18 protein-coding genes and 1 pseudogene are annotated in these 23,843 nt (G+C 68.1%); 8 read left to right on the top strand and 11 right to left on the bottom strand.

Going from position 1 to position 23,843, the window contains the following annotated elements; all coding sequences use genetic code 11:
* Window positions 1-80: 80 nt before the first annotated feature.
* The 5 genes from ACUN9Y_RS11665 to ACUN9Y_RS11645 form a co-directional block, all read right to left on the bottom strand.
* Window positions 81-929, bottom strand: a complete 849-nt coding sequence (locus tag ACUN9Y_RS11665; RefSeq protein WP_445460887.1) for a 3-hydroxybutyryl-CoA dehydrogenase — start codon at window positions 927-929, stop codon at window positions 81-83.
* Between the two features lie 55 nt (window positions 930-984).
* Window positions 985-2,619 (bottom strand): acyl-CoA synthetase, encoded by a 1,635-nt coding sequence (locus ACUN9Y_RS11660; RefSeq protein WP_445460886.1) that lies wholly within the window; start codon window positions 2,617-2,619, stop codon window positions 985-987.
* A gap of 208 nt (window positions 2,620-2,827) precedes the next feature.
* A complete protein-coding gene (locus ACUN9Y_RS11655; RefSeq protein ID WP_445460885.1) occupies window positions 2,828-4,633 on the bottom strand; it encodes an acyl-CoA dehydrogenase in 1,806 nt (601 codons plus the stop codon).
* 212 nt (window positions 4,634-4,845) lie between these two features.
* The gene (locus ACUN9Y_RS11650) at window positions 4,846-6,381 is read right to left on the bottom strand and encodes an MFS transporter (RefSeq protein WP_445460884.1); all 1,536 of its coding nucleotides are present in this window, start codon (window positions 6,379-6,381) and stop codon (window positions 4,846-4,848) included.
* A 314-nt stretch (window positions 6,382-6,695) separates the two neighbouring features.
* The gene (locus ACUN9Y_RS11645) at window positions 6,696-7,337 is read right to left on the bottom strand and encodes a class I SAM-dependent methyltransferase (protein ID WP_445460883.1); all 642 of its coding nucleotides are present in this window, start codon (window positions 7,335-7,337) and stop codon (window positions 6,696-6,698) included.
* 43 nt (window positions 7,338-7,380) lie between these two features.
* Between ACUN9Y_RS11645 and ACUN9Y_RS11640 the strand changes: the two genes are divergently transcribed.
* The 6 genes from ACUN9Y_RS11640 (at window position 7,381) to mdoH (ending at window position 13,658) form a co-directional block, all read left to right on the top strand.
* On the top strand, window positions 7,381-7,767 hold the full coding sequence (locus ACUN9Y_RS11640; protein ID WP_445460882.1) for a VOC family protein: 387 nt from the start codon (window positions 7,381-7,383) through the stop codon (window positions 7,765-7,767).
* A gap of 186 nt (window positions 7,768-7,953) precedes the next feature.
* Window positions 7,954-8,346 (top strand): DUF4870 family protein, encoded by a 393-nt coding sequence (locus tag ACUN9Y_RS11635; RefSeq protein ID WP_445460881.1) that lies wholly within the window; start codon window positions 7,954-7,956, stop codon window positions 8,344-8,346.
* A gap of 2 nt (window positions 8,347-8,348) precedes the next feature.
* Window positions 8,349-9,290 carry a lysophospholipid acyltransferase family protein gene (locus tag ACUN9Y_RS11630; protein WP_445460880.1) on the top strand — a complete coding sequence of 314 codons (942 nt, stop codon included), beginning with the start codon at window positions 8,349-8,351 and terminating at the stop codon, window positions 9,288-9,290.
* On the top strand, window positions 9,287-9,640 hold the full coding sequence (locus ACUN9Y_RS11625; RefSeq protein WP_445460879.1) for a DUF4870 family protein: 354 nt from the start codon (window positions 9,287-9,289) through the stop codon (window positions 9,638-9,640). The genes ACUN9Y_RS11630 and ACUN9Y_RS11625 overlap by 4 nt, the downstream gene beginning before the upstream one ends.
* Before the next feature lie 573 nt (window positions 9,641-10,213).
* A complete protein-coding gene (locus ACUN9Y_RS11620; protein WP_445460878.1) occupies window positions 10,214-11,749 on the top strand; it encodes a glucan biosynthesis protein in 1,536 nt (511 codons plus the stop codon).
* Window positions 11,739-13,658, top strand: coding sequence for a glucans biosynthesis glucosyltransferase MdoH (mdoH, locus tag ACUN9Y_RS11615; protein ID WP_445460877.1), 1,920 nt, complete (start codon window positions 11,739-11,741; stop codon window positions 13,656-13,658). Before ACUN9Y_RS11620 ends, mdoH begins: the two co-directional genes overlap by 11 nt.
* Window positions 13,659-13,764: 106 nt before the next feature.
* Here the strand turns inward: mdoH and ACUN9Y_RS11610 are convergent, their stop codons facing one another.
* A complete protein-coding gene (locus tag ACUN9Y_RS11610) occupies window positions 13,765-15,201 on the bottom strand; it encodes a mannose-1-phosphate guanylyltransferase/mannose-6-phosphate isomerase (RefSeq protein WP_445460876.1) in 1,437 nt (478 codons plus the stop codon).
* A gap of 36 nt (window positions 15,202-15,237) precedes the next feature.
* Window positions 15,238-17,016, bottom strand: a complete 1,779-nt coding sequence (locus ACUN9Y_RS11605) for an alkaline phosphatase (protein WP_445460875.1) — start codon at window positions 17,014-17,016, stop codon at window positions 15,238-15,240.
* 194 nt (window positions 17,017-17,210) lie between these two features.
* On the opposite strand from ACUN9Y_RS11605, the gene ACUN9Y_RS11600 reads away from it, so the two are divergent.
* Complete coding sequence (locus ACUN9Y_RS11600) at window positions 17,211-18,011, top strand: creatininase family protein (RefSeq protein WP_445460874.1); 801 nt, start codon at window positions 17,211-17,213, stop codon at window positions 18,009-18,011.
* On the opposite strand, the gene ACUN9Y_RS11595 is transcribed toward ACUN9Y_RS11600, so the two are convergent.
* Window positions 17,993-19,111 carry a GTP cyclohydrolase II gene (locus ACUN9Y_RS11595; RefSeq protein ID WP_445460873.1) on the bottom strand — a complete coding sequence of 373 codons (1,119 nt, stop codon included), beginning with the start codon at window positions 19,109-19,111 and terminating at the stop codon, window positions 17,993-17,995. The two genes, ACUN9Y_RS11600 and ACUN9Y_RS11595, sit on opposite strands and share 19 nt — an antisense overlap.
* Between ACUN9Y_RS11595 and ACUN9Y_RS11590 the strand changes: the two genes are divergently transcribed.
* Complete coding sequence (locus ACUN9Y_RS11590; RefSeq protein ID WP_445460950.1) at window positions 19,110-20,048, top strand: RibD family protein; 939 nt, start codon at window positions 19,110-19,112, stop codon at window positions 20,046-20,048. The genes ACUN9Y_RS11595 and ACUN9Y_RS11590 overlap by 2 nt on opposite strands.
* Window positions 20,049-20,153: 105 nt before the next feature.
* Here the strand turns inward: ACUN9Y_RS11590 and ACUN9Y_RS11585 are convergent.
* From ACUN9Y_RS11585 to ACUN9Y_RS11575, 3 genes and pseudogenes are all read right to left on the bottom strand, one after another.
* Window positions 20,154-21,116, bottom strand: a pseudogene (locus tag ACUN9Y_RS11585) (lysylphosphatidylglycerol synthase transmembrane domain-containing protein); the annotation flags it as partial.
* Complete coding sequence (locus ACUN9Y_RS11580) at window positions 21,116-23,410, bottom strand: glycosyltransferase (protein ID WP_445460872.1); 2,295 nt, start codon at window positions 23,408-23,410, stop codon at window positions 21,116-21,118. The pseudogene ACUN9Y_RS11585 and the gene ACUN9Y_RS11580, both read right to left, overlap by 1 nt.
* Window positions 23,410-23,823 carry a 6-pyruvoyl trahydropterin synthase family protein gene (locus ACUN9Y_RS11575; protein ID WP_445460871.1) on the bottom strand — a complete coding sequence of 138 codons (414 nt, stop codon included), beginning with the start codon at window positions 23,821-23,823 and terminating at the stop codon, window positions 23,410-23,412. The genes ACUN9Y_RS11580 and ACUN9Y_RS11575 overlap by 1 nt, the downstream gene beginning before the upstream one ends.
* Between the last annotated feature and the right edge of the window lie 20 nt (window positions 23,824-23,843).

Here is a 23,843-nt window from a genome sequence, read left to right as displayed (position 1 = left end):
CGGCCCACCCTAGCGAACGCTTGGTAGGCCGGCAAGCCGTTCTTTCGGCGAACCCGGCCCGCCCTCTGGCTTCGCCAGCGTCACCCGTAGGCGTGGAAGCCGCGCCCCGACTTGCGTCCCAGATGGCCTGCGGCCACCATGCGCTTGAGCAGCGGACAAGGCCGGTACTTGGGATCGCCGAAACCATCGGCGAGTACCTCCATGATCGCCAGGCAAACGTCGAGGCCGATCAGGTCGGCAAGCGCCAGCGGGCCCATCGGGTGGGCGGCGCCCAGCTTCATCGAAGTGTCGATGTCCTCCACCGACGCCGCCCCTTCCTGCACCAGGAAGGCCGCCTCGTTGATCATCGGCACCAGCAGGCGGTTGACCGCGAAGCCGGGCGAATCGGCGATCGCGACCGCGGTCTTGCCCATTGCCTCGGCGAGCGCTTCGATGCGCGCCACCGTGGCCTCCGAGGTCTGCTCTGCGCGGATCACCTCGACCAGCTTGAGCACCGGCACCGGGTTGAAGAAGTGCATGCCCACGACCCTTTCGGGTCGCTCACACACCGCCGCCAGCTGCGTCAGCGACAGCGACGAGGTGTTGGACGCCAGAATGATGGTCGGCGACAGCCGGCTCAGGTCATGAAACAGCTTTTCCTTCAGCGCCGGCTGCTCGGGGGCCGCTTCGAGCACGATCTCGCAGTCCTTGAGCGACTCCAGCGACGTCGTGGTGTCGAGCCGCGACAATGCCGACGCTCGCGCCTCGGCCGCGAGCCGGCCCTTGTCCACGAGCCTGCTCAGGCCCTTGTCGATGGCGGCCTGGGCCCGAGTCAACTGGTCTGACGAGACGTCATACAGGGCCACGTCGAAGCCGCTCTGCGCGAGTACCTGGGCGATGCCCTGGCCCATGGTTCCCGCTCCCACTACACCGATCAGGCTGGCACTCATCGTTTGCGTTCCCTCTGCTGTTGGTGGCGTCGTGTCTCTTCTCTAAGTGAACGGGCTACTCGCCCGCGCGTGCCTGCTCGCGCAGCACGAACTTCTGGATCTTGCCGGTAGAGGTCTTGGGTAGATCGGTAAAAACGATGCGCTTGGGCACCTTGAACCGCGCCAGCTTCTCGCGACAGTGGGCGAGGATATCGGCTTCGCTGACCTCGCCGCTGGTGGCCTTCAGCTTGACGAAGGCGCACGGTGTCTCGCCCCACTTCTCGTCGGGTTGGGCCACCACCGCGGCTTCTTCCACTGCCGGGTGCGCGTAGAGCGCATCTTCCACCTCGATGGTCGAGATGTTCTCGCCGCCGGAAATGATGATGTCCTTGGAGCGATCCTTGATCTCGATATAGCCATCGGCATGCCACACGGCCAGGTCTCCGGTGTGGTACCACCCACCCGCCAGCGCTTCGCGGGTGGCCGCCTCGTTCTTCAGATAGCCCTTCATCATGTTGTTGCCGCGCATCAGGATCTCGCCGATGGACTCGCCATCCTTGGGCACCGGCGCAAGCGTCACCGGGTCGGCAACGCACAGCGCCTCGAGCATGTGCCCCCGGACCCCCTGGCGAGCCTTGATCCGGGCCCGCTCCTCGAGCGGCAGCTCGTCCCAGGACTCGCGCCAGGCACACACCGTGACCGGCCCGTAGACCTCGGTCAGCCCATAGACATGGGTCACCTCGATGCCGAGCGTCTCGACCCCGGCGATCACCGCCGCCGGCGGCGCCGCGCCGGCCGTGGTGGCCTTGACCGGATGATCGATGGCGCGGCGCTGACTCGCGTCGAGATTGACCAGGCCGTTGAGCACAATCGGGGCGCCGCTGAAATGCGTGACCTTCTCATCGGCGATCAGGTCCATGATCGCCTTGGGATCGACCTTGCGCAGGCACACGTTAACGCCGGCGTTGGCGGCGATGGTCCAGGGGAAGCACCAGCCGTTGCAGTGAAACATCGGCAGCGTCCAGAGGTAGACCGGATGGTGCGGCATCGCCCACTCGAGAATATTGCTGACCGCATTCAGGTAGGCACCGCGGTGGTGATAGACCACGCCCTTGGGCTTGCCGGTGGTGCCGGAGGTGTAGTTCAGCGATATCGCCGACCATTCATCGTCGGGCAGACGGTAGGCATACTCGGGATCACCCTCGGCGAGCAGCGCCTCATACTCGATCTCGCCGATGGCCTGTGCCTCACCGCGAAACTCGGCATCCGCCACGTCGATGATCAGCGGTGGCTTGGCGAGTCCCGACACGGCGTCGCGAACGACGTCGGCGAACTCCGGGTCGACCAGTATCGCCTGGGCCTCGGCGTGCTCCAGCATGTAAGCGATGGCGGCGGCATCGAGGCGAATGTTCAGGGTATTGAGCACGCAACCGGCCAGGGGAATACCGAAATGGGCTTCGAACATGGCCGGCACGTTAGGCAGCATCACCGCAACGGTGTCACCGTGCCCCAGGCCACGCCGCTCCAGCGCCGAGGCCAGGCGTCGGCAACGCTCCCAGGTGGTGGCCCAGTCGCGCCGAATCGCGCCGTGAACTACCGCCGGCAAGTCCGGATACACCGAGGCGGCGCGCTCGATGAAGGTCAGCGGCGACAGCGCCACGTGGTTGGCCGCGGTGCGGGGCATGCCCTGCTCGAAGACCGAAGTATCCATAAGATTCTCCTGTTGTAGTGGCGCGCACCAAGACGGCGGCGTTGCGTCTGGACACGCAAGACGTGGGCGCTGCCGGGTGCGTTATACGCGGATGCATGAGCGCGGCCTTTGACCACTGTGATCGTAGGCTTGTGCTTACAAGGTAGCCGGTGATGGCGCTCGGCAGGAGTCTTTGCAGGCTCCTGCCAAGCGCCGCCCCGGCGCAGGGTCACAGACGCGTGGCGTCGATATCCAAAAGCCCCTGAAAACCCGCCTCGAGAATGCGACGCTGGGCTCGGCCCTCGGGAAGCCACTGACGGATGGCGAAGTCGGCGGCAACCAGCTTGCGGCGATAGAAGTCATCGCTGCTCCCCGCCTCGATGGCGGCCTGGGCCTTGAGCGCCGCCAGCCCCATCTGCCAGGCACAGAGCACATGACCGGTGAGCGACAGCAGCGGCGTTGCATAGGCTTGAACCGCGTCGAGACCGCGCTCGCTATCGCGGCCTTCCTCGAGTACCTGGGCCACACAGGCACGCAGGTCCTGTGCCCCGGCGGCAAGCTCCGGCGCCAGACCCGACAGCTCGGCATGGGCGCCAAGTGCCGCAGCGGTGGCCTCGACATCGTCGATCAGGGCCGCAAGAGCAGCACCATCGTCACGTTGCAGCTTGCGCCCAGCCAGGTCCAGCGCCTGGATGCCGTTGGTTCCTTCGTAGATGGGCGCGATACGCGCGTCCCGCAGCATCTGGGCGGCCCCGGTCTCTTCGATGAATCCCATGCCGCCGTGAACCTGAACCCCGAGGGAGGCAATGTCCACGGCCTGGTCGGTGGAAAATGCCTTGACCACCGGAATCAGCACCTCGGCGCGCACCTGGGCCGCCTGCCGCATGGCGGCGTCTTCATGGTGGCGGGCGACGTCGAGTTCGGCGGCACAGTAGAGCGCCAGGGCCCGCAAGGCGTCGGTGCGCGAGCGCATGGAGACCAGCATGCGACGCACGTCGAGGTGCTCGCTGATGGTGCAGGGCTCGCCGCCACGATAGGCAGGAGTACGCCCCTGGGAGCGATCCGCGGCATAGGCCACCGCATGCTGACAGGCACGCTCGGCGACCCCGATGCCCTGGATCCCGACCTTGTGGCGAGCCTCGTTCATCATGGTGAACATGTGATTCAGGCCGCGCCCGGCATCGCCCACCAGGAAGCCGATGGCGCCGTCCTGTTCACCGAAGCTCAGGGTACAAGTGGGCGACCCGTGAATGCCCAGCTTGTGCTCGATGGAGGCACAGACCACGTCGTTGCGCTCACCGAGCGAACCATCGTCATTGACCAGGAACTTGGGCACCAGAAACAGCGAAATCCCCTTGTTGCCCTCCGGCGCATCCGGGGTGCGGGCCAGCACCAGGTGAAGAATGTTCTCGACCGCGTCATGCTCGCCCCAGGTGATGAAGATCTTCTGCCCGCTGAGGCGATAGAAATCGCCCTCATCCGGTGCGCAAGGCACCGCCCGGGTACGCACCCGGGACAGGTCAGAGCCCGCCTGGGGCTCGGTAAGATTCATGGTGCCCGTCCAACTGCCCTCGACGAGCTTGTCCAGATAGCGCGCCTTCAACTCGTCGCTGCCATGGTGCGCCAGGGCCTCGATGGCCCCTGCGGTAAGCATGGGACAGAGCCCGAGGGCCATGTTCGCGCCGTGTAGCATTTCCTGAACGGCGCTGGCCATCACCTCGGGCAAGCCCTGCCCGCCGAGCGCCTCAGACACGCCGATACCGTTCCAGCCCCCCTCGACATAGGCCTGATAAGCGCTGGCGAAGCCGTCGGGCAGAGTCACACCGCCATCGTGACGGCGCTCGCAGCCTTGGCGATCACCGGAGGCATTGAGCGGCCCCCAGACATCGCCGGCGAGCTTGGCCGCTTCGTCCAGCACGGCATCGACGAGCTCGGGGCTCGCCTCGGCGAAGGCAGGAAGTGACAACGACCGATGGTCGAGCAGGTCGGCCAGGACAAACTGGAGATCACGCACGGGGGCTGCATAGGGAAACATGGGGTCACCTCGTAAAAACAATACCGGCGATAGTAGTTTCCCTAGCCGAAGCGCTCCATTAGCCCAAGGTCGCACCCGACGAGAGAAGCCTGCCCCGGATTAGCCTGGCTTGCCTGTCGCGCTTGCCCGGGGCCGAAGCGCCCCGCAACGCAAGGCGCCTCCGAAGCATAGCTCGGAGGCGCCAGGACGGCCGAAGGCATGCCTCGGCGGGGCTAGCGCTGGCCCGGCGCCTCGTCGAGGGGCGGCGTCTGACTCGGCGCCGTTCGATCCGTGCCTTCACCGTGGGTCAGCGTGGCCGGTTCGGCGTCGCCGTCACTGTGGCCACCGTTGCGCGCCACCTCGTCATCTGTGGTGTCGGGGGCGTCATGCAGCGCATCGCTATAGCCATCGTGGAAACCTTCCTCGTCGTAATAGGCCACGTAATGATTCTCCTCCACCGGCGGCCCAACGATCGGTTCGGCGACATCCACATCCGGCACCGCATCGGACAGGTCCTCCATGTACTCATGGCTCCTGGCGCCCTGTACCCACTGCTCGGTGACGGCGAGCTCGGCACCCACCGACGATAGCGGCGTGGACGGCGAGAACGGCACCACCGGCACCGGTGCCGGGCGCACCATGCGGCGCCAGCCGAAGAACAGCACGAGGACGGCGCCAAAGGTGCCGAAGGCACCGAACAAGGCACCATCCCCAAGGGCCGCCATGATCGGACTGACGGCCGGCGGGCTGATGGTCGACCCCAAGGCGTTGATCAACAACAGCCCCTGGCTCATCGGCACCAAGGCCCCGGCCGGCGCACGGTCGGCGGCATGGCTGACCGCCACCGGGTACACCGAGAAGACCCCGCCGCCGAGCAGGAACAGCAGGCCCGCCAGGCCCCAGGGCGGCAACGGCACCATCAGCACCACCACCGACACCAGGGCACAGAAGATTCCGATCAGGATCAGCACCAGCTGGCGATCGTGGCGGTCGGACCAGCGCCCGACCGGATACTGCAGCAACATGGCGCCGAGAATCATGATCGCCATCAACTGGCCGACCGCCGCCACACCGAACCCGCTGCGCTGCAGGTACAGCGGCATCAAGGTGTACACCGCAGCCACCAGCAAGCCGGAGCCGAAGCTGCCCATGACACCGGTCGGCGTCAGGGTGATCAAGCGCAACGGCGAGAGCGGCTCGGCCTTGTCCAGCAGCGGCGTGACACGAGGGATCATCGCCATCGGCAGCACCGACAGCGAGGCCATGATGCCCACCACCATGAAGGGAGCGGTGTCGCCCATGGCCTGGGTAACGCTGAGCAACAGCTGCCCGATCACCCCGGAGGCATAGATGGCGATCATGTAGAGCGCCAGCAGGCGGCCACGGACGTGCGAATCCCCGGAGGTCAGCAGCCAGCTCTCGATGACCAGGAAGACCCCCACCGTGGCCCAGCCGCCGATCAAGCGCAGGACAAACCAGGCCGTGGGATCGAAAAACAGGCCCTGCAGCAGTACCGTGACGGCGACCAGCGAGGCGAAAGTGCCGTAGGCCCGGATATGGCCAATGGCCAGCAGCAGGCGGTCGTTGAACATCGAGCCGAGCGCCAGGCCGATAAAATAGGCCGAGGACACCACACCGACCACCACCTGGGATTCGCCGGCGGCGTCCAGGCTCAACGAGATCAACGTGGCCATGTAGCCGTTGCCGATACCGAGGATGAACAACCCCAGCAGGGGAGCGATGGCCATGGCCAGGAGTTGCGGGGACATCGAGGGCCTCACAGGAGTACGGGAACGACGCGATACGACGAACGACAATGAGAGACAGCGCCCGATAACTAAACGCTATCGGGCGACGCGAGAGGCGGATTTGGCGGCGAATATACGCCCGCCAGTGTGGCTGTCAATCGCTTTCTTCCCCCCTTGGCGCAGGGGGACATGTCGGTCTTCCAGCGGGACGCTGGAAGACCGGCGCCAACGCCTGACGACCCGAACCCGAATCCCCAAGCTCGGCCCCACCGTCAGGTGCCAGCCAGCCCCTGATCCCGTCGCCCGGCGACTCGACGCAAGGCCCACGGCGACGGTTATCGACGCTTGGTGGGACGCCCCAAGATCACCACATCGGGGCCGGGGAAGTCGAGGGACAGGCCGTGCATCTCGGCGATCCAGCTAAAGCTGGCGTCACTGAAGAACACCACGTGGGTCGGATCGCGGATATAGTGCCAGCGCGGGAAGTCCGGTGGCGTGCGCTTGGTCATCAGGCCGAGCCAGCCGCCGGGCTTGAGACAACCAAGCCACTGCGCGAGGGTCTCTCCCGGGGTGAACAGGTGCTCGGCCACCTCGGTGGCAGTAACGAAGTCATATTGACGCCGCAATGCCGCCGGATTGGGGTGGAAGAACGGATCGTGGATAGCGGTGGGAAACCCCGCTTCGGCGAACATCAGCGACAAGGTGGGCCCCGGCCCGGCACCGATATCAAGCCCTTGGGATCCTGGCGCCAGGCGTGCGCACAAGGGCATGAAAAGCCGCCCCAGGAAGGCCCGGTACCCGGGGTCCCCCGGGCGATTGTCGTGCTGGTCGTAGACGGCTTTCTCGGCGTCGGGGGCGAGCCGTTGGTGAGGCGGCACGGCGATCAGATCGCAGCGCCGACAACGGTAATAATCGCGGCGCCCATCATGGTAAAAGTGGGCGCTATCCTCGGCGGCGCATAGCGGACAGGTCGGCATCGTCGTATTCTCTGGGGGAGATAACCCATAGCAGGAGAGTTGCATGCTGTCAGGTCTGGATCATCTGGTCATCACCGTGACCGACATTTCCCGCGCCGTGGACTTCTATTCCCGGGTCCTGGGCCTCGACGTTCGTTATCGCGACGGCGAGCGGGTCGACCTGATGCTCGGCGACACCGCCCTGCGCCTTCACTGGACGGCCACCGACATTCAACCCCGTGCCGCGACCCCGACCCCGGGCAGCCTCGATATCTGCCTGCGCAGCCAACTGCCGCTTGATGAGGTGCAGCGTCACCTCACGGCCCTCTCGGTGGACATCGAACTCGGCCCGGTGCCTCGCCAGGGCGCCAGCGGCCAGATCGAGTCGCTGTATCTGCGTGACCCCGACGGCAACCTGATCGAGATCAGCCGGCCGCTGAAGCCGGCCTGAAGCCGGCGAACCCGCGCACCACCCTGGCGCTGTGACCCTGGCTCTTGGGCCATCGCAAGGCGCATCGGGCATAACATGCCGGCGCTCGCTGCGCCTGGAAATGGAGGGCTGGCAAGGTATGATGGGCGCAATTTGTGCCGTGCCTTCCATGCGCGGCCAGCCCTTCACGAGCCACAGGGAAGTCCCATGAGCGCTACTGATCCTATCCACGTCGAGCCACGGGTCGAACGCGAGCCCTCTCCCGACCCCCGCGGGCCCGATACCACCATGGCTCTGGTCGCCTATGCGCTTCTGCTGGCCAACCTGGTTACCGGCTTCACCGCCGTCGTCGGTGTCGTCATCGCCTATGTCCAACGGGGCAAGGGCCCTGGCTGGCTCGACGACCACTTCCGCTACCAGATCCGGACCTTCTGGATCGGCCTGCTCTACGCCGTTGTCGCGTCTGTATTGAGCCTGATCGTGATCGGACTGCCGCTGTTGCTGGCCCTGGCCGTATGGCTGATCATTCGCGCCGTGAAGGGGTTCAAGGCCCTGCAGGAACGACGCTCACCCGACAACCTCGACGGCTGGCTGATCTAGGCATGACGACGTCCCTCGTGCAACGCACCCAGGCCGGCGCCGTGGCGCTGCTGTGGCGAACACTCGCCGGCGCATCCCCCAAGACCCTGTGGCGGCTGACCCGCCTGGTGAGCGCCGCCACCCACCCCTTTCTCAAGCGCGAGCGCGCCGTGACTCGCCTCAATCTCGAGGTCGTCTACCCCGAACTCGATGACGCCGAGCGCCAACGCCTCGGGCGCGATAGCCTCAGACACTCCACCGCCACCATGCTTGAGCTCGGCTTCGCCTGGCAGGGCCCGGCTGACCGGGTCGAGGCCAGCATCGTCGACGTTCAGGGCCGTGACCTGCTGGACGATGCCAGAGCCGACGGCCGCGGCGTCATCGTCCTGGCTCCCCACTTCGGCAACTGGGAGGTGCTCAACTTCTGGCTATCGAGCCACTTTCCCTTCACCGCCATGTACGAGCCCCCCAAGCTCGCGCCGCTCGACCCCATCATTCGCGGTGGCCGCGAGCGCTGCGGTGCGAGCCTGGTGCCGACCAATCCGCGGGGCGTCGCCGCCCTGCTCAAGGCCCTCAAGCGTGGCCAGGCCGTCGGCATCCTGCCCGACCAGGAGCCGAGCTGGGGCAGCGGCGTGTTCGCCCCCTTCTTCGACCGCCCGGCCTACACCGCGACCCTGCTGCCCAAGCTGGTCGCCCGCACCGAGGCACGCGTCGTGACCGGGGTGGCTCGACGCCTGCCGGGGCGCGGCTATACGCTGCATTTTCTCGCCGCCGACGAGCGCGTCTATTGCCCCGATGAGGCCACCTCCGCGGCCGGCGTCAATGCCTGCGTCGAGGCGGCCATCGAACTCGAGCCTGCCCAGTACCAGTGGGAGTACAAGCGCTACACCAAGACCCCCGAGGAAGAGCGCGGTGATCCGGCCTTTCGCAACATGAAACTCTACCGTTCGAGTAACATGAAGTGAGCCAGCCCCGCTCGCCTGCGCCCGATAGCCGCGTGCCCCAGGTGCTCTACGCACTCTATCTGCTGGGCCTGGTCACGGGGTTTCTCAGCGTGCTGATCGCGGTGATCGTGGCCTATGTCTATCGCGGCGATGCAGCCCCCTGGCTGGCCGCCCACTACCGTTATCTGATTCGCACCTTCTGGATAGGTCTGCTCTACGCGATGGCTGCCGCTGCGCTGACGGTGGTGGTCATTGGTCTGGCGCTGCCGCCGCTGCTGCTCTCGGCCTGGGTGGTGATACGCTGCGTGGTCGGCTGGCGGGCGCTGCGCCTTGGGCTGGCGCCTGCTCGACCACAAAGCTGGCTGTGGTAACCCTCGCCCTGGCGACGAACCGATCGCCGCCCCCGGTTCGCTGAATCCCGCGTCGCTAAACGATAGATCGCCGCCCCCCAGAACGCGCCGACGCCTGCCCCGTGCCGCCCTCGCCCAGCGCCGCCGCGCGGGGGGGCCTTCCACCCTAGCGGGAAACCGGCAACCGCGCGTCATCGCGGTCCTTTCCCTGCCCGCGATCGGTGCATCAATCTCGTGTCCCCTCCGGCGACTCGGGACACGCGGGCCTCGCCATCGTGAAGCTGTCCTGACGCGGCGTTCTGTCGCCCGACCACCGCCCTGAACGTCTCCATATGGCGACACGGAACTCTCGACGCCCCGCGGCCTCGAAGCCACCATCACCACAGCACGATGCTCGTTATTGCATATTTCAATACAGCGAATAGGCTAATACGAGTCGAGACAACGGCGGTACGTCCCTTGTGTGACAGCGCCGATGTTTCCACGGGCGATATCGCCGAGCCCCGTGAGCCGGCAGCCCTCGACCCGACAATCCCACTCAGGCCGTTCGATCCCGCGCAAGGATTCGCGCCGGACGGCAAGCAAGGAGAGCCCATGACATCGCTACGCCCCTTGGCGTTTGCCATCGCCTGTGGCCTCAGCGCCCCGGCGCTGGCCATTACCCCTGATGCCCTGTTCGATCAGGTGGCGGACGAGGCCCGGTCGCTGGCAGGCGAAGCCTACACTGCCGATGAGGCCGATATGCCGGAGCAGCTAGCCCAGATGGACTATGACCGCTACCGTCAGATCCGTTACCTCGACGACCAGGCGCTGTGGCGCGATAGCGGTCCGTTCCAGGTCGAGCTCTTTCACCCCGGCTTTCTCTACCAGCAACCGGTGGCCATCAATCTGGTCGAGAACGGCGACGTCAGCCACCTGCCCTTCGAACCGCAGCGGTTTCGCTACGACGACGATGCGGCCCCCCTCGCAGAGCTGGACCTCGGTGACCTGGGGTATGCCGGGTTTCGCCTGCACTATCCGATCAATCGCGGCGACTACCGCGATGAATTCGCGGTCTTTCTCGGCGCCTCCTACTTCCGGTTGGTCGGGCGCAACCAGGGCTATGGCCTCTCGGCCCGGGGCCTGGCCATCGATACCGCGGCGCCCCAGGGCGAGGAATTCCCCGCCTTTCGGGAATTCTGGCTGATCCGCCCCGAGGAACATGCCGACACCGTCACCGTGCTGGCGCTGCTCGATAGCCCGTCGCTGGCCGGCGCCTATCGCTTCGAGATCACCCCGGGCCAGCGCACCGAAGTCGTTACCGAGGCTCGCCTGTTCGCCCGCAGCGATGTCGAGAAGCTCGGTATCGCCCCGTTGACCAGCATGTTCCTGCACGGGGAGATGGAGTCCCGCCAGGAGGATGACTATCGTCCGCGCGTCCATGACTCCAGCGGCCTGTTGATGGCCACCAACGCAGGCGAGTGGACCTGGCGTCCGCTGTCGAACCCGACACGCCTGCACCTGTCGAGCCTGCAGGACACCTCGCCGCAAGGCTTCGGCCTGGTCCAGCGCCCGCAGGACTTCGAGGGCTATCTGGACATGGAGGCACGCTACGAACGCCGCCCGAGCCAATGGGTCGAACCGCTCGAAGAGTGGGGCGAAGGCCGTGTCGAGCTGGTCGAGATCCCCACCGACAGCGAGGCCAACGACAATATCACCGCCTATTGGGTGCCCGAGTCGCCACTCATGGCCGGTGAGTCACGCACGTTTCGCTATCGTACCTACACCTTCGGCGCCAGTCCGGTCCAGGAGCCCCTGGCGCGCGTCGTGCGCTCTCGCCAGGGCTGGGGGGGCGTGCCCGGCCAGGCCGATGCGCCGGACGAGCACCTACGCCATTTTATCGTCGATTTTCGCGGTGGTGACCTCGAGGGACTCGATCCCAGCCAGCCGGTGGACATGACCCTGACCACCACCAGCGGTGAATTGAGCCAACCCCAGGTCAAGGCACTGCCGGATGGCGAGACCTGGCGCGCCAGCTTCCGCCTGATGCCCGAAGGCAACACGCCGGCCGACATGCGCCTGACGCTGTCGTTGCGCGACCGCACCCTGACCGAAACCTGGAACGCCATCTGGACTGCCGATGAAAGCTGATAGCCACACCCGAGCCAATCGTCACGCCCAGGACGTGCCCTGCCCGCGCCTGCGCCGCATGGCGGTGGGCCTCGCCATCGCCGCCACCAGCGCCCTCGGCGTGTGGACCATGTTCCGTATCCTCCACGTGGAAGGCATCACGCCGCTGGAACTGGCGATACTCGTGCTGTTCGCGATCACCTTCAGCTGGATCGTGATGGCCTTCTGGAGCGCCGTGATCGGCTTCGTGCTGAACCTGACCGGTCGTGACCCGCTGAGCCTCAAACGCCGACCGAAGGGACCCCAGCGAGCCCCGGACGCGACTTCCCGCACCGCCCTGGTGATGCCGATCCACAACGAAGATGTGGCTCGGGTCGCCGCGGGGCTCGAGATCACCTGCCGCGACCTGCCCGCCGAGACCCCGGGCATGACCATCGAAGCCTTCGTGCTCAGCGACAGCACCGACGACGCCATCGTCGCCGAGGAGCGGGCGGCCATCGCCGTGGTCCAACAGCGGCTGTCCGGCCATTGCCGGATCCACTATCGCCATCGCGACAGCAATGTCGGGCGCAAGGCCGGCAATCTGGGCGACTTCTGCACCCGCTGGGGCCGCCACTACGATTACATGCTGGTGCTCGATGCCGACAGCCTGATGAGTGGCGACACCGTGATCGCGCTGATCGACGAGATGATGGCGAACCCGCGCCTCGGCCTGCTGCAGACCGTACCGATCCCGGTGCGCCAGGACAGCCTGTTCGGACGCGCCAACCAGTTCGCCGCCGCGCTCTACTCGCCGATGCTCGCCACCGGCCTGAGTTTCTGGCACGCCACCGCGGCCAACTATTTCGGCCACAACGCGATCATTCGCGTCGCCGCTTTCACCCAGCACTGTGGGCTACCGGAGCTCCCCGGCAAGCCCCCGCTGGGGGGCGATATCCTGAGCCATGACTTCGTCGAGGCGGCATTGATCCGGCGCGGCGGCTGGCAGGTGCGCCTGCGCACCGATCTCGGCGGCAGTTTCGAGGAGATGCCGAGCCATATTCTCGACTATGCCAAGCGTGACCGGCGTTGGGTCCAGGGCAACCTGCAGCATCTGCGCCTGCTGCATGGCCATCGTCTGCACTTCTTGAGCCGCCTGCACTTCTTCTGCGGTGCCCTGGCTTATCTGTCGTCGCTGGTGTGGCTCGGCATTCTGGCAATCAGCACCCTCGACGCCCTGGTCCGGGCGCTGAGTCCGCCCAACTTCTACACCTCGAGCTCCCAGCTGTTCCCGAACTGGCCGATCGCCCCGCCGAACCTGATCATGCCGCTGCTCGGTGGAACCCTGGCGATGCTGCTGATGCCCAAGGTGCTGGGGCTGATCCTCGGCCTGATTCGCCAGCCGCAAGCCTTTGGCGGGCGTGCCAAGTTGATCATGAGCATGTTGCTCGAGACGCTCTTTGCGATGCTGATAGCACCACTGATGATGGTCTTTCACAGCCGCTTCGTGCTCGAGGTGCTGAGCGGACGCACGGTATCCTGGGATACTCAGGCGCGCGAGGGGCGCGCCCTGCCCTGGCGCGATACCTGGCGCTTCACCTGGGTCTGGGCGTTGCTGGGCGCCGCCTGGGCCATCGCCACCTGGACCTGGACACCGATGTTCTTCCTGTGGCTGACCCCGGTCTGGCTCGGCCTGGTGCTCGCCGCCCCCCTGGTGCGCTGGAGCAGCAGCCTGACCATCGGCCGCGGCCTGCGTCGCTCGGGCCTGTTGCTGGTACCGAGCGAGACGCAGACGCCCGCCGTGGTCGGCGACCTCAGGATCGACCCCGTCCCCGCTTCCGGCGAGGCCCCGCAGCCCCCCCCCGAGGAGATTCCCTGCGACATGCCGGTACAGTCCTTTCGCAGCCGTGGCCCGCACATGGCCAACCATCCAACTCAGCCACTGAGCTGAGCGGTCGCCCCGGCGCTGGGAGCGAGCCATGACGCCTGGCCCGAGGGGGCCAGGCGTCGTCGTGCCGGCCCTCGCCCCGGCGTCAACGCCCCAGGTATCAAGGGGCTCATTCCCTACCGTACTGATCCTCATAACGCTCGATATCATCCTCGCCCAGATAATCCCCGGTCTGCACCTCGATCAGCTCGAGCGGGTCGCTGCCGGGGTTCTCCAGCCGATGCCAGGCGCCGAGGGGCACATAGAGCGATTGGTTCGCCGTCAGCTCGTTGACGGCCCCCTCCAAGGTCACCCTGGCCCGTCCTCGCACCACGACCCAATGCTCGGCCCGGTGACGATGACGCTGCAGCGACAGCCGCCCCCCCGGCGCCACGCTCAGGTGCTTGACCCGAAACCCCGGCCCCGCATCCACCGTCAGATAGTGTCCCCAGGGACGTCCGACGCGGGGATGGTCATCGACTTCCCTACGCCCCGCCGCCTCGAGTCGGGCCACCAACTGACCCAGCCGCTGGCCCTGGTCCTGGCGCGCCACCAGCACCGCGTCACGGGTCTCGACCACGACCAGGTCGGTAACCCCCGTCACCGCCACCAGGCGGTGGCTGGCGTGCACCAGGGTACGGTCGCTTGCCTCGATGATCGCATCGCCGACCACGGCGTTACCGCAGGCATCTCGGGGCAGCGATTGCCACAGCGCCGGAAAGCTGCCGAGGTCGTTCCAGCCAGCCGCCAGGGGCAGCGTGGCCACGCGCTCACTGCGCTCCATCACGGCCCGATCGATGGAGGCCGACGCGCAACGCCGATAGGCATCGACGTCCAAACGGAGAAAATCCAGGTCCTGCCGGGCCCCGGCCAACGCGTCACGGCACGCCTCCAGGGTGTCCGCGGCGTGGCACTGCATGGCCGCGAGCCAGTCGTCGGGACGCAGCACAAACATGCCGCTGTTCCACAGGTGGCGGCCACCGGCGACGAAGGCTTCGGCCCGCTGCAGCGGTGGCTTTTCGGTGAATCGCCGGACCCGGTGCCCGCCATGCCCCAGCGCCTCGGCGAGTTCGACGTAGCCGTAGCCGGTCTCGGCGTAGCGGGGCTCGACCCCGAAGGTGGTCAGCCACCCCTCACCGGCCAGGGCCTCCCCGGCGATGACCGCCCGCCGAAAGCCGGCGGGGTCGTCGATGACATGGTCAGACGGCAGCACCAGCAGGGTGATGTCCCGTGGCGACGCTCCGTCGACGCCCCCCTGGCTCGCCAACAGGGCGGCAATCGTCGCCGCCGGGGCGGTATTGCGACCGTCGGGCTCGAGGATCAGGGTCGCGTTGTCACAGCCACTGCGACGCAACTGCTCGGCGGCAACGAAGCGGTGCGCATCGCTGACGATGACCAATGGCGCGCCTAGCGCCAGGCTAGGCGAGTGCCCCGCCAGTCGCGCCAGGGTGTCCTCGAACAGGCTCGCCTTCCCGGCCAGTGGCAGGAACTGCTTGGGCAAGGCACGGCGGGACAGCGGCCAAAGGCGCGTACCACTTCCCCCTGCCAGTATCACCGGAATCAGCATGGCGTCTCCTTGGTGGGTCAAACTCGCTGGCACACGTCATGGCCCGGGCCGTGGCCATGATTCCGACCCCGTCCCCGGCCCTGACGTTGCCCCCGTCACAGACTCGCCGAAATAGCGGTGCAAGCTGCCACGCCAGCTCGACAAGCCGCGCATGGCCGGCTCCTCACCGGGGACCAGTCCTGGCGTCATCCCGCCGCCGAGAAAGGGCGCGACGAGGTCAGGGTCGGCGCTGATGACGTGCACCGGTACATCGGGGCTGGCCCCCGCGCCCGTGACCACCGGAGCGGCCGGATGATCGCCCATGATCATGACGAGCGCATCGGGTCCGAGGCTGCGCGCCGCCCACTCCAGGGTCACGGTCAGCGAATAGGCCACAGCCTCGGCGTAGTGCTCACGCACTCGCCCCATGTCCGACCATAGCTGGCGTGGTGTCGGGCCGGCGTCCTGCCACTCGCGAAACACGCGACCATCGCCCAGCGTGTTCCAGTCCAGCACCGGCACGACCGGGGTCCAGGGGGCGTGACTGCTGATCAGGGCGAGCTGCGCGAACATCGCAGCACCGTCGGCATCGCGCCAGCGGCGCTGGAAGTGATCCAGGGTGTACTGATCCGGCATGGTGACCCAATTGAGCGCCGGTCCCGCGTAGCCCAACTGGCGAGAGTCGAGCAGGTGATCGAAGCGATAGGCTTGCCCCTCGGGCCAGACCCGCGTGATGGCGGGCATCAGCGCGAGCGTCCTGTGCCCGCTGGCGGCGAAATCCTGCACCAGCGTGCCCCGACGACTAGCGAGCATCAGGCGATACCACAGTGGATTGTCGATGGTGATCCCGCTGAGCACGCTGGCATGGGCCAGCCATGACTGACCGCCACGAATGGGCGAGCGCAGCCGACCACTGGCCACCGACAAGCCGGCATCGGCAAGGACCCTTTGCCCGCGCCGCAGCGCCTCACCGACCGGCTCGCGAGCTTGCCCGCGCCGCAGCGCCTCGCCGACCGGCTCGCGAGCTTGCCCGCGCCGCAGCGCCTCGCCGTCCTCCTCGCGAAAGGGCTCGGGTTGCACCAGCGACATGCCATACGACTCGATGAAGATCAGGATCACATCGCGCCCCGCCAGGCCCGGCAAGGGGGCTACGGGCCGGCCCTGACGAGCCAGGACGTCGTCAAACCCATGCCGAGCGCCAAGGGTCTGCAGCAAACGCCGGCCCTGCTCGACAAGGGTCGTGCCCAGAGGCACGTCCTGGCGTGTGAAGTGCGCGCCGTAGGCCAGGGTCAGGCTGACCATCAGGGCTCCGAGACCACCGAACAGCGCCAGTCGACCGCCTAGCGACCAGGCCATCGCCGCGCGCGAGGCGCGAGCCAGCAGCGCGGATAGCGCGGCCACCCCCGCCACCAGCGCCAGCCCCATCAAGGCGACAACGACAAGCGCGGTGACGCTCCCCAGGTTGGTCGCCAGCAGCCCGTAAAGCGGCCCCAGCAGCGCCGCGTCGAGCCACAGGTTCATCTCGCGGCCCAACACCGCCCACGTCACCGCCTCGACCAGTCGCAGCACCGCCGCCAGCACCACCACGGCCGCCACCAGCCAACACCAGCGGCCGGACACCGGCACCAGGGTCACCCAGGCGGCGATCACCAACATGCCCCAGGGCGGTTGCCACAGCGCCTCGAATCCTGGCGCCAGCGGCCCGGCCCCCAGCGACAGGGTGGCACAGGACACCAACTCCGTGGAACGCGCCACGCCCCACAGAACGCCCAGCAGCACCAGCAGCCAAGCGACAGGCCTGACCCTCAGGCGTGGCCCCCGGGAACTCATCGCCACGGCGCCGCCCGGCCGCTGACGCCGCGAGGAGCGCCGTGCTCGGTCGCCACCCACGGCCAGCGAGGCGTCGGACGACGCGCCAGGCACTGCGCCCCCGCACACGAGCGCCCCGGCTCATTTCGGCTCGTCAAGGCCCCCCGGGGCTGTGTAGAGTCGAGTCTCCCCCGTCGTGTCACCGAGGAGCCCGCGAGCCTATGGCCATCCATTACTGGCAGCATCTCAGCGGCCCGGATCTTGCCCGGGCGGTGCGCGAAGACAGCGTCGCCGTGATGGTGCTCGGCGCCATCGAACAGCACGGCGAACACTTGCCGCTGTCAACCGATCTGGACATCGGCGAGGGCCTGCTCACGGCGGCCCTCGGCCGCCTCGCCGACCACCAGTCGGTGCTGGTGCTGCCGGCGATGAGCATCGGGGCCAGCGACGAGCATCGCGACTTCGCCGGTACCCTGAGCCTGCCGGCCACCACCGCCCAGGCCCTGATCGAGGCCGTCGGCGACAGCCTCGCGCGCAGTGGCGTGCGGCGTCTGATGCTGATCAATAGCCATGGCGGCAACCAGGCCATCCTGCACCTGGCGGCGCTTGCGCTGCGCCGACGACACGGCATGCTGGTGGTCAAGGCGCCGTACATGCGCCTGGCGCTGCCCGACGACGCGCTGCCCCGGGAGGAGTGTCGCCACGGCTTGCATGGCGGCGCCCTGGAGACCGCCATGATGCTGCACCTCGCGCCGCAGCGGGTAAACACCCAAGCCCTCGCCCATCCGCGTTCCAGGGGCGAGAGCATGGCTGAGGTCGGCATGCGCCTCGGTCCCGAAGGAGAGGCATCGTTTGCCTGGCTGGCCCAGGACCTTCACCCAGCCGGCGTGGTCGGCAATGCCCGCCTCGCCTCGGCGGCCATGGGCAAGCGCCTGGTCGACCACTTCGGCGAGCGCCTGGCCGAGATCCTGGAGGATAGCGCCCGACTCGCGATCGACGACTTTCATCCCGAACCGTCCTGATCCAGCGTCTGAGACAGCCAGTGCCCCGCGCGGCTCGCCTTGGCGGCCAGGTAACGCCGATTGTGCTCCGTCACCCGTCCGTAGAGGGCGTGGCGCTCGGTCACCTCGATGCCCCCGGCGCTCAAGGCGGCGATCTTGTGCGGATTGTTGGTCAACATCTGCACCCGCTCGATCGCGAGGGCCCGCAGCATGTCTACCGCCACCCGGTAGTCCCGCTCGTCGGAACCGAAGCCCAGCCGCTGATCGGCTTCCACGGTATCGAGTCCGGTGTCCTGCAGCCCATAGGCACGCAGCTTGTTGGCCAGGCCGATGCCGCGTCCTTCCTGGGCCAGGTACAACAGCACGCCACCGCCGAGAGCGAGGATGTCGGCCACCGCATGGCGCAGCTGCTCTCCACAGTCGCAGCGTAGACTGGCGAACAGGTCCCCCGTCAGGCACGCCGAGTGCAGCCGTAGCGGCACCGCACTCGACCAGCTGTCGCGCCGTCCGATGACGATGGCGACGTGCTCGCGCAGCCCATCGCTCTCGCGAAACAGGATAAACCGCGTGGCTTCGGCGTCGGCCAGTGGCACCTCGGCCTCACTGACCCGCACCAGTCCCCCCTGGGCCTCGGCGAGGACCTCCCGGGCCTCGTCGCAGGCGATGGCCAGCAGGGTCCCCTCGGCCACCAGGGCCTCTACCTCCTCGCGGTGTTCGTCGGCCACGGGGGCGACCAGGGCCGCGGGTAGCAGCAGTGCCCGACGCATCAGATCCAGGGCAATGCACTCCGTGGCGCTGGCGAGTTGCGGCTCGCGATCGAGCAGCGCCTCGCCATGGCTCAGCGCCGCAAGACGCGCCGGGACCAGATCGTTGGCCTCCAGCACCAGAATCGCGGCACTGGCTTCGATCTTGCAGCCTTGGGCGGCGAGGCGATGGCGGCTGACCACCAGCCTCGGCGCGCCTTCGCAGCGCTTGACGAGACTCCCGAGACGACCGTCATCACGACCTTCCACCGGCTGCACCAGCCGATCGCCATGCCCCTGTTGCGCGCCGCTGGCGCCGCGCAGCAAGACCGGCACGCCGCGACGCAGATCGAAGATTGCGCGTTCCACCTGGTACATGTCCGCCTCCTTATCCGCTAGATTTGTCCTTCGGGGACGGCCCCCTCATCATGGGCCTGTGCCCCTCGCTGGAGTCATCATGGACGCGTCCCCCAACGCCGCCGACAGCGCCGATATCGCCTGGCGGGCCCTGACCGTCGCCCGAGACCACGACTGGTCCCTCGGGCCGGTGGTGGTGTCCGAAGCCAGCCAGCGGCTGACACTCGAAGTCGACGGCCGCTGGCATGCGACAGCCCCCTTGGGCGACGACCAGGCGACGTGTCTCGATGCCCTGCTGCCGCTGGTCGGCCCGGCCCCGAGCCTGGTGGTGGCCCAGCTCGGCCAGAGCCTCGACGGCCGCATCGCCACCGAGACGGGACACTCGCACTACATCAACGGCCTGGCATCGCGGGTGCATCTGCACCGGCTGCGCGCCCTGGTCGACGCGGTGGTGGTCGGCGCCGGCACCGTTGCTGCCGACGATCCCGCCCTGACGGTGCGTCACGTCAGTGGCCGCTCTCCCTTGCGTGTGGTGATCGATCCTCGGGGACGCCTCGACGCCGGCTGCCGAATACTGCGAGATGCCTGTGCTCCGACCCTGCAGTTGATCGGCGATCAGGCCAGTATCGCCACCCCCGCCAGGGGCCATCTGCGTCGCGAGCGACTGCCCCTCGAGGCGGGCGGCATGGCCCCCCGGGCGATCCTCGAGCGCCTGGCCCAACTCGGCTGTCGACGCGTGCTGATCGAAGGCGGGAGCGACACCGTTTCGCGCTTTCTCGACGCCGGCGCCCTCCACCGCCTGCACCTGCTGGTGGCGCCACTGCTGATCGGCTCCGGCCGTCCCGGGCTCTGCCTGGCCCCGATTGCTCGCCTCGATGAGGCCCGGCGCCCGCGGTCTCGCCGCTACACCCTCGGCGACGAGACGCTGTTCGATCTCGATCTGCGCCCGCCGACCTGACACCGCGGCGCCGCCATCCGGAGCCCGCTCAGACGAGCGACGACGGCCCGCCTCGAGGCGCGAATGAAACGCCAGCACCAAGGCCCCCGGCAGGCTCGCCCCTAGCGTCAGCACCCCATAGGTGATGGCGACGGCGACGCCTTCGTTGGGGTCGAGGCCCGCCAGCGACCAGGTCAGCGCCGCGGCGCCCTCGCGCCACCCCCACCCGGCCAGCGACAGCGGGATCACCATGGCCAGCAGCAAAGGCGGCGTCAGCGCCACCAGGGTCGCCAGCGGCAGGCTCACATCGATGGCTCGGGCGCCACACACCAGCACGGCGGCGTAGCTCGCCAATACCGCCAAGGACGTCAGCCCCTGGACGATCAGCGCCCTCGGCGCCAACAGCGCTCGATGGGTATCGGCCCAGAGACCGCGCAGCGCCGTCGCCTGCCCGTCGCCCTTGTCCTCGCCATCGTCCTCGCTCTCGCGCTGCCGTTGGCATTGCCGCCGCACCAGGGTGATCGCCAGCAGTCCCAGTACGCCCGCGACTAGACACCCACCAAGCACATTGCCGTCGCGCCAATCGATGCTCCGCGCAGCCGCCAGGGCGCTATCCCGAATCGGCGCCCAGACCGGTGCCATCAGCAGGATCCCGAGGGCCGCAAGCGCTAGCGCGAGCTGGCCCGTCCCACGCTCGATGACGACGGCCCGCAAGGCCTTCTGGCGGCGGGCATCGCGCCAGTCCTCGCCGGCTTGCCGGGCGTGGCGCCAGGCGCGCACAAGGTCACCACCGACACCGCCCGGCAGGCACTGATTGAGAAAGGTCGCCAGATAGTACTCGGCCCAGGCCCGCCGGAAGGCCATGGCCAGGCCCAGCCGCTGCAAGGTAAAGCGCCAGCGCCACGCCGATAGCGCGACCTGGGGAATACCGATCGCCAGTCCCAGCAGCATCCAGCCGGGCGACAGCGCCTGGCCGTGACGCAGCAGCGACTGTGGGTCCAGCCAGGCTAGCAGCCCGACCAGCAGAGCGAGACTGACGCCCCAGCGCAGCCCGACGCCGAGGTAACCGCGAGCGCGAGCGACGGCCATCAGCGCTCACTCGCCGCGCCACCAGGCGGCGGCTCGGCCGTGGGCAGTGAGGGCGCGGGCAGTGAGGGCGCGAGAAAAGGGCCCGCGTCAGCATCCGACCTCGATCGCCGCGACTCGCGTCCTGGCGCCATCCCCTGCGCCGGCCACGCCTCGGGCAACGCCAGCACGTCATCGTGACCGACAAAAATGCTCACCTCACCGCGGCGCCACTGATCCCGCCGACTGCGCCACCAGCGAGCGATCCCGTCGGTCTGGCGACCCTCGCGCTGCCCCTCCTGGGTGCCACGACGGCCACGCTGCGCCACCCCCAACTGGTCCAGCGCGGCGTCCCGCCACCCGTCGATCAAGCGCTCGCCCAGCCGAGCGTCGTGGCTGGGGTCAAGGAGCCACGGACTCGGCATCCTCCAGACCCGGTAGCCCCTGGCCAGCAGGCAGTCCTCGAGCACGCCGCCAGCCGCGCCGCCGAGCGCGGGCCCCATGCCCTTGTCTCGCCGCTGGTGCTCGGCGAACAGCGCCCGCACAAGGTTTTCCGTCCGCTCCAGCGCCGCGGGCAACGGCGCGCGTTGCGCCGTCGGCGAGTCGACAAAGCCCCAGTCCCCATCGACGTTCAGCGTCATCAGTAGCGCCGATCGCGTCTTGCTGCAGGCCGCCGCCAGCGTCTCGAGCCAGGCCGTCGACACCAGATCGATGAGAGCCGCACCGCTGACCAGATCGGCGCCGGCGAGCGCCGCTTCCGCCAACGTCGGCTGCTGGCACCACTGCGCCAGGTCTTCGCGCCGACACTCGACAGCGCCGCAGGTCCCGCTCAGTTCGGACTGCGCCATCGCCAGCAAGGCGGCATCGTGATCGATCAGGGTCCAGCGCTGAGGGCGTGGCAGGCGCGCCGCCAGATAGCGCGTATTGCTGCCGGCACCGGCGCCCAGGTCGACCAGCGAGAGCTCCGCACCGACTGCCTTGCGCGTCAGGGCGTGTTGCAGGGCTCGCGTCAGCAGCTCGCTCAGCGACGCCGCACGGGAGCGTGCATCGACGCCTTCTCGCAGGGCCAGCCAGTGCGGGTCGAAATGGCAGCTGGTGGCGATAACGCCGGCGCCGACATCGCTCGAGCCGGCCTCGGCCCCGTGGTGGTGTGTGGAGGGGTGCTTGGCGTGGTGTGTGGAAGGGGGCTTGGCGTGATGCGTATCCGTGACCGTCTCCTGGCTGGATTGCCCTTGATCGGGCGTGGCCGGCAGCACGCCCAGCGCCTGCCCGAAGGCCGTGGCCGCACGCTCCCAGTCGCCGAGACTCGCTCGAGCGCAGACCGCCCCCTCGCGACGACGCTCGCGCTCTGCCGGCTCACGCCACCAGGCCTCCAGCGCCTCACGCAGGGCGTCGACGTCCCCCGGCGCCACCTGCCAGGCCGCGCTAACCGGCACGGTATCGGCCAGGGCCCCACCACGGGTGGCGACGAGCGGCAAGCCACGCGCCAGCGACTCGGTCACGACCATCCCATAGCCTTCGTACAACGATGGCACCACGGCGAGGTCCGCCGCCCGATAGGCGGCGTCGAGGGCAGTTTCCGCGACCTCGCCATGCAGCGCCACGCGATCCCGGAGCCCGAGGTCGGCCACCAGTCGCTCGAGGGCCAGCGCCTCCTCGCGATCACGATCGCCCGCCCCGATACAGTCCAGTCGCCAGCGACGATGGCCCAGGCCGCTCAAGGCTTGGATCAGCACCCGGTGGCCCTTGCGCGGTGTCAGGCTGGCCACACACAGCAGGCGCAGCGGGTCCCCCGGCGCCGCTGGCCAGGCATGCCGGGCCAGCGGCGCCGGGTCGACCCCAGGCTCCACCACCGCAAGCGCCGCACCGGTCAGGCCGAGCTCGGCGAGCCGACGGGCCGTGAAGGCGCTGGTCACGATGATCCTGGCCACCCGCCGCAAGGCCGCGATCTCGCGGCGGTGATAGCGAGCCCGGCACCGGCCGGTGAGGCCGGTCTCGTCGCCGAGGGGATGATGCACCAGTGCCGTCAGGTCGAGCCGGTCGGCGTGGCGCTCGACCACCTCGGGCAAGTTGCCCATGACCAGGCCATCGACGACCACGGCAGCGCCATCGCGACAGTCGCTCAGCGCGGCATCGAACGCCAAGGCGGCACGCTGGTCGGCGCCAGGGAAGACCCCATCGAGGCCACGGACGTGCACCTCGACGCCCGCCCGTCGCAGACCATCGACGATGCGCCCATCGTAGCGATAACCGCCGGTGGGCTGATCGAGATCCCCCGCCACGACGAGGGTCAGGGGGCGGTGCGCGGCTGCCGGCATCAGCCATTGGCCGCGGGGAGGCGGCCCTCGTAGCTGGCCCAGGCGATATGCGACTCATACAGCGTCACCGCCATCTCGGTCAGGCCCTTGGCACCCTCCCCGAGTCGCCCCGCGACAATGGCATCGGCCATGCGGTCGAACACCACTCTGGCCATGAACTCGGTGGTGGTATTGCGCCCCCGAAATGCCGCCACGTCATCGAGATTCGACAGCGTGAAATCACCGGTAATCGCCTTCAGGGCGTCGCTGGCCAGGCCGATATCGACCACCAGGTCATCGTCATCCAACACCGGCCGCGCAAATGCCACATCGACCACGTAGGTCGCCCCGTGCAGACGCTGGGCGGGGCCGAAGACCTCGCCATGAAAGCTGTGGGCGATCATCATGTGGTCGCGAACGCTCAATCGATACATGCTCTCTCCATGACTCAACG

This window comes from Halomonas sp. V046, assembly GCF_052645355.1.
This window is presented reverse-complemented; position numbering and strand designations above follow the sequence as displayed.

Excerpts from the sequence above, each read along its gene's own strand:
- ACUN9Y_RS11640 (WP_445460882.1), top strand. The coding sequence starts at position 7,381 with ATGCTGTCAGGTCTGGATCATCTGGTCATCACCGTGACCGACATTTCC.
- ACUN9Y_RS11665 (WP_445460887.1), bottom strand. The coding sequence starts at position 929 with ATGAGTGCCAGCCTGATCGGTGTAGTGGGAGCGGGAACCATGGGCCAG.
- ACUN9Y_RS11635 (WP_445460881.1), top strand. The coding sequence starts at position 7,954 with ATGAGCGCTACTGATCCTATCCACGTCGAGCCACGGGTCGAACGCGAG.
- ACUN9Y_RS11660 (WP_445460886.1), bottom strand. The coding sequence starts at position 2,619 with ATGGATACTTCGGTCTTCGAGCAGGGCATGCCCCGCACCGCGGCCAAC.
- ACUN9Y_RS11630 (WP_445460880.1), top strand. The coding sequence starts at position 8,349 with ATGACGACGTCCCTCGTGCAACGCACCCAGGCCGGCGCCGTGGCGCTG.
- ACUN9Y_RS11655 (WP_445460885.1), bottom strand. The coding sequence starts at position 4,633 with ATGTTTCCCTATGCAGCCCCCGTGCGTGATCTCCAGTTTGTCCTGGCC.
- ACUN9Y_RS11620 (WP_445460878.1), top strand. The coding sequence starts at position 10,214 with ATGACATCGCTACGCCCCTTGGCGTTTGCCATCGCCTGTGGCCTCAGC.
- ACUN9Y_RS11610 (WP_445460876.1), bottom strand. The coding sequence starts at position 15,201 with ATGCTGATTCCGGTGATACTGGCAGGGGGAAGTGGTACGCGCCTTTGG.
- ACUN9Y_RS11580 (WP_445460872.1), bottom strand. The coding sequence starts at position 23,410 with ATGCCGGCAGCCGCGCACCGCCCCCTGACCCTCGTCGTGGCGGGGGAT.
- mdoH (WP_445460877.1), top strand. The coding sequence starts at position 11,739 with ATGAAAGCTGATAGCCACACCCGAGCCAATCGTCACGCCCAGGACGTG.
- ACUN9Y_RS11595 (WP_445460873.1), bottom strand. The coding sequence starts at position 19,111 with ATGTACCAGGTGGAACGCGCAATCTTCGATCTGCGTCGCGGCGTGCCG.
- ACUN9Y_RS11645 (WP_445460883.1), bottom strand. The coding sequence starts at position 7,337 with ATGCCGACCTGTCCGCTATGCGCCGCCGAGGATAGCGCCCACTTTTAC.
- ACUN9Y_RS11590 (WP_445460950.1), top strand. The coding sequence starts at position 19,110 with ATGTCCGCCTCCTTATCCGCTAGATTTGTCCTTCGGGGACGGCCCCCT.
- ACUN9Y_RS11575 (WP_445460871.1), bottom strand. The coding sequence starts at position 23,823 with ATGTATCGATTGAGCGTTCGCGACCACATGATGATCGCCCACAGCTTT.
- ACUN9Y_RS11600 (WP_445460874.1), top strand. The coding sequence starts at position 17,211 with ATGGCCATCCATTACTGGCAGCATCTCAGCGGCCCGGATCTTGCCCGG.
- ACUN9Y_RS11650 (WP_445460884.1), bottom strand. The coding sequence starts at position 6,381 with ATGTCCCCGCAACTCCTGGCCATGGCCATCGCTCCCCTGCTGGGGTTG.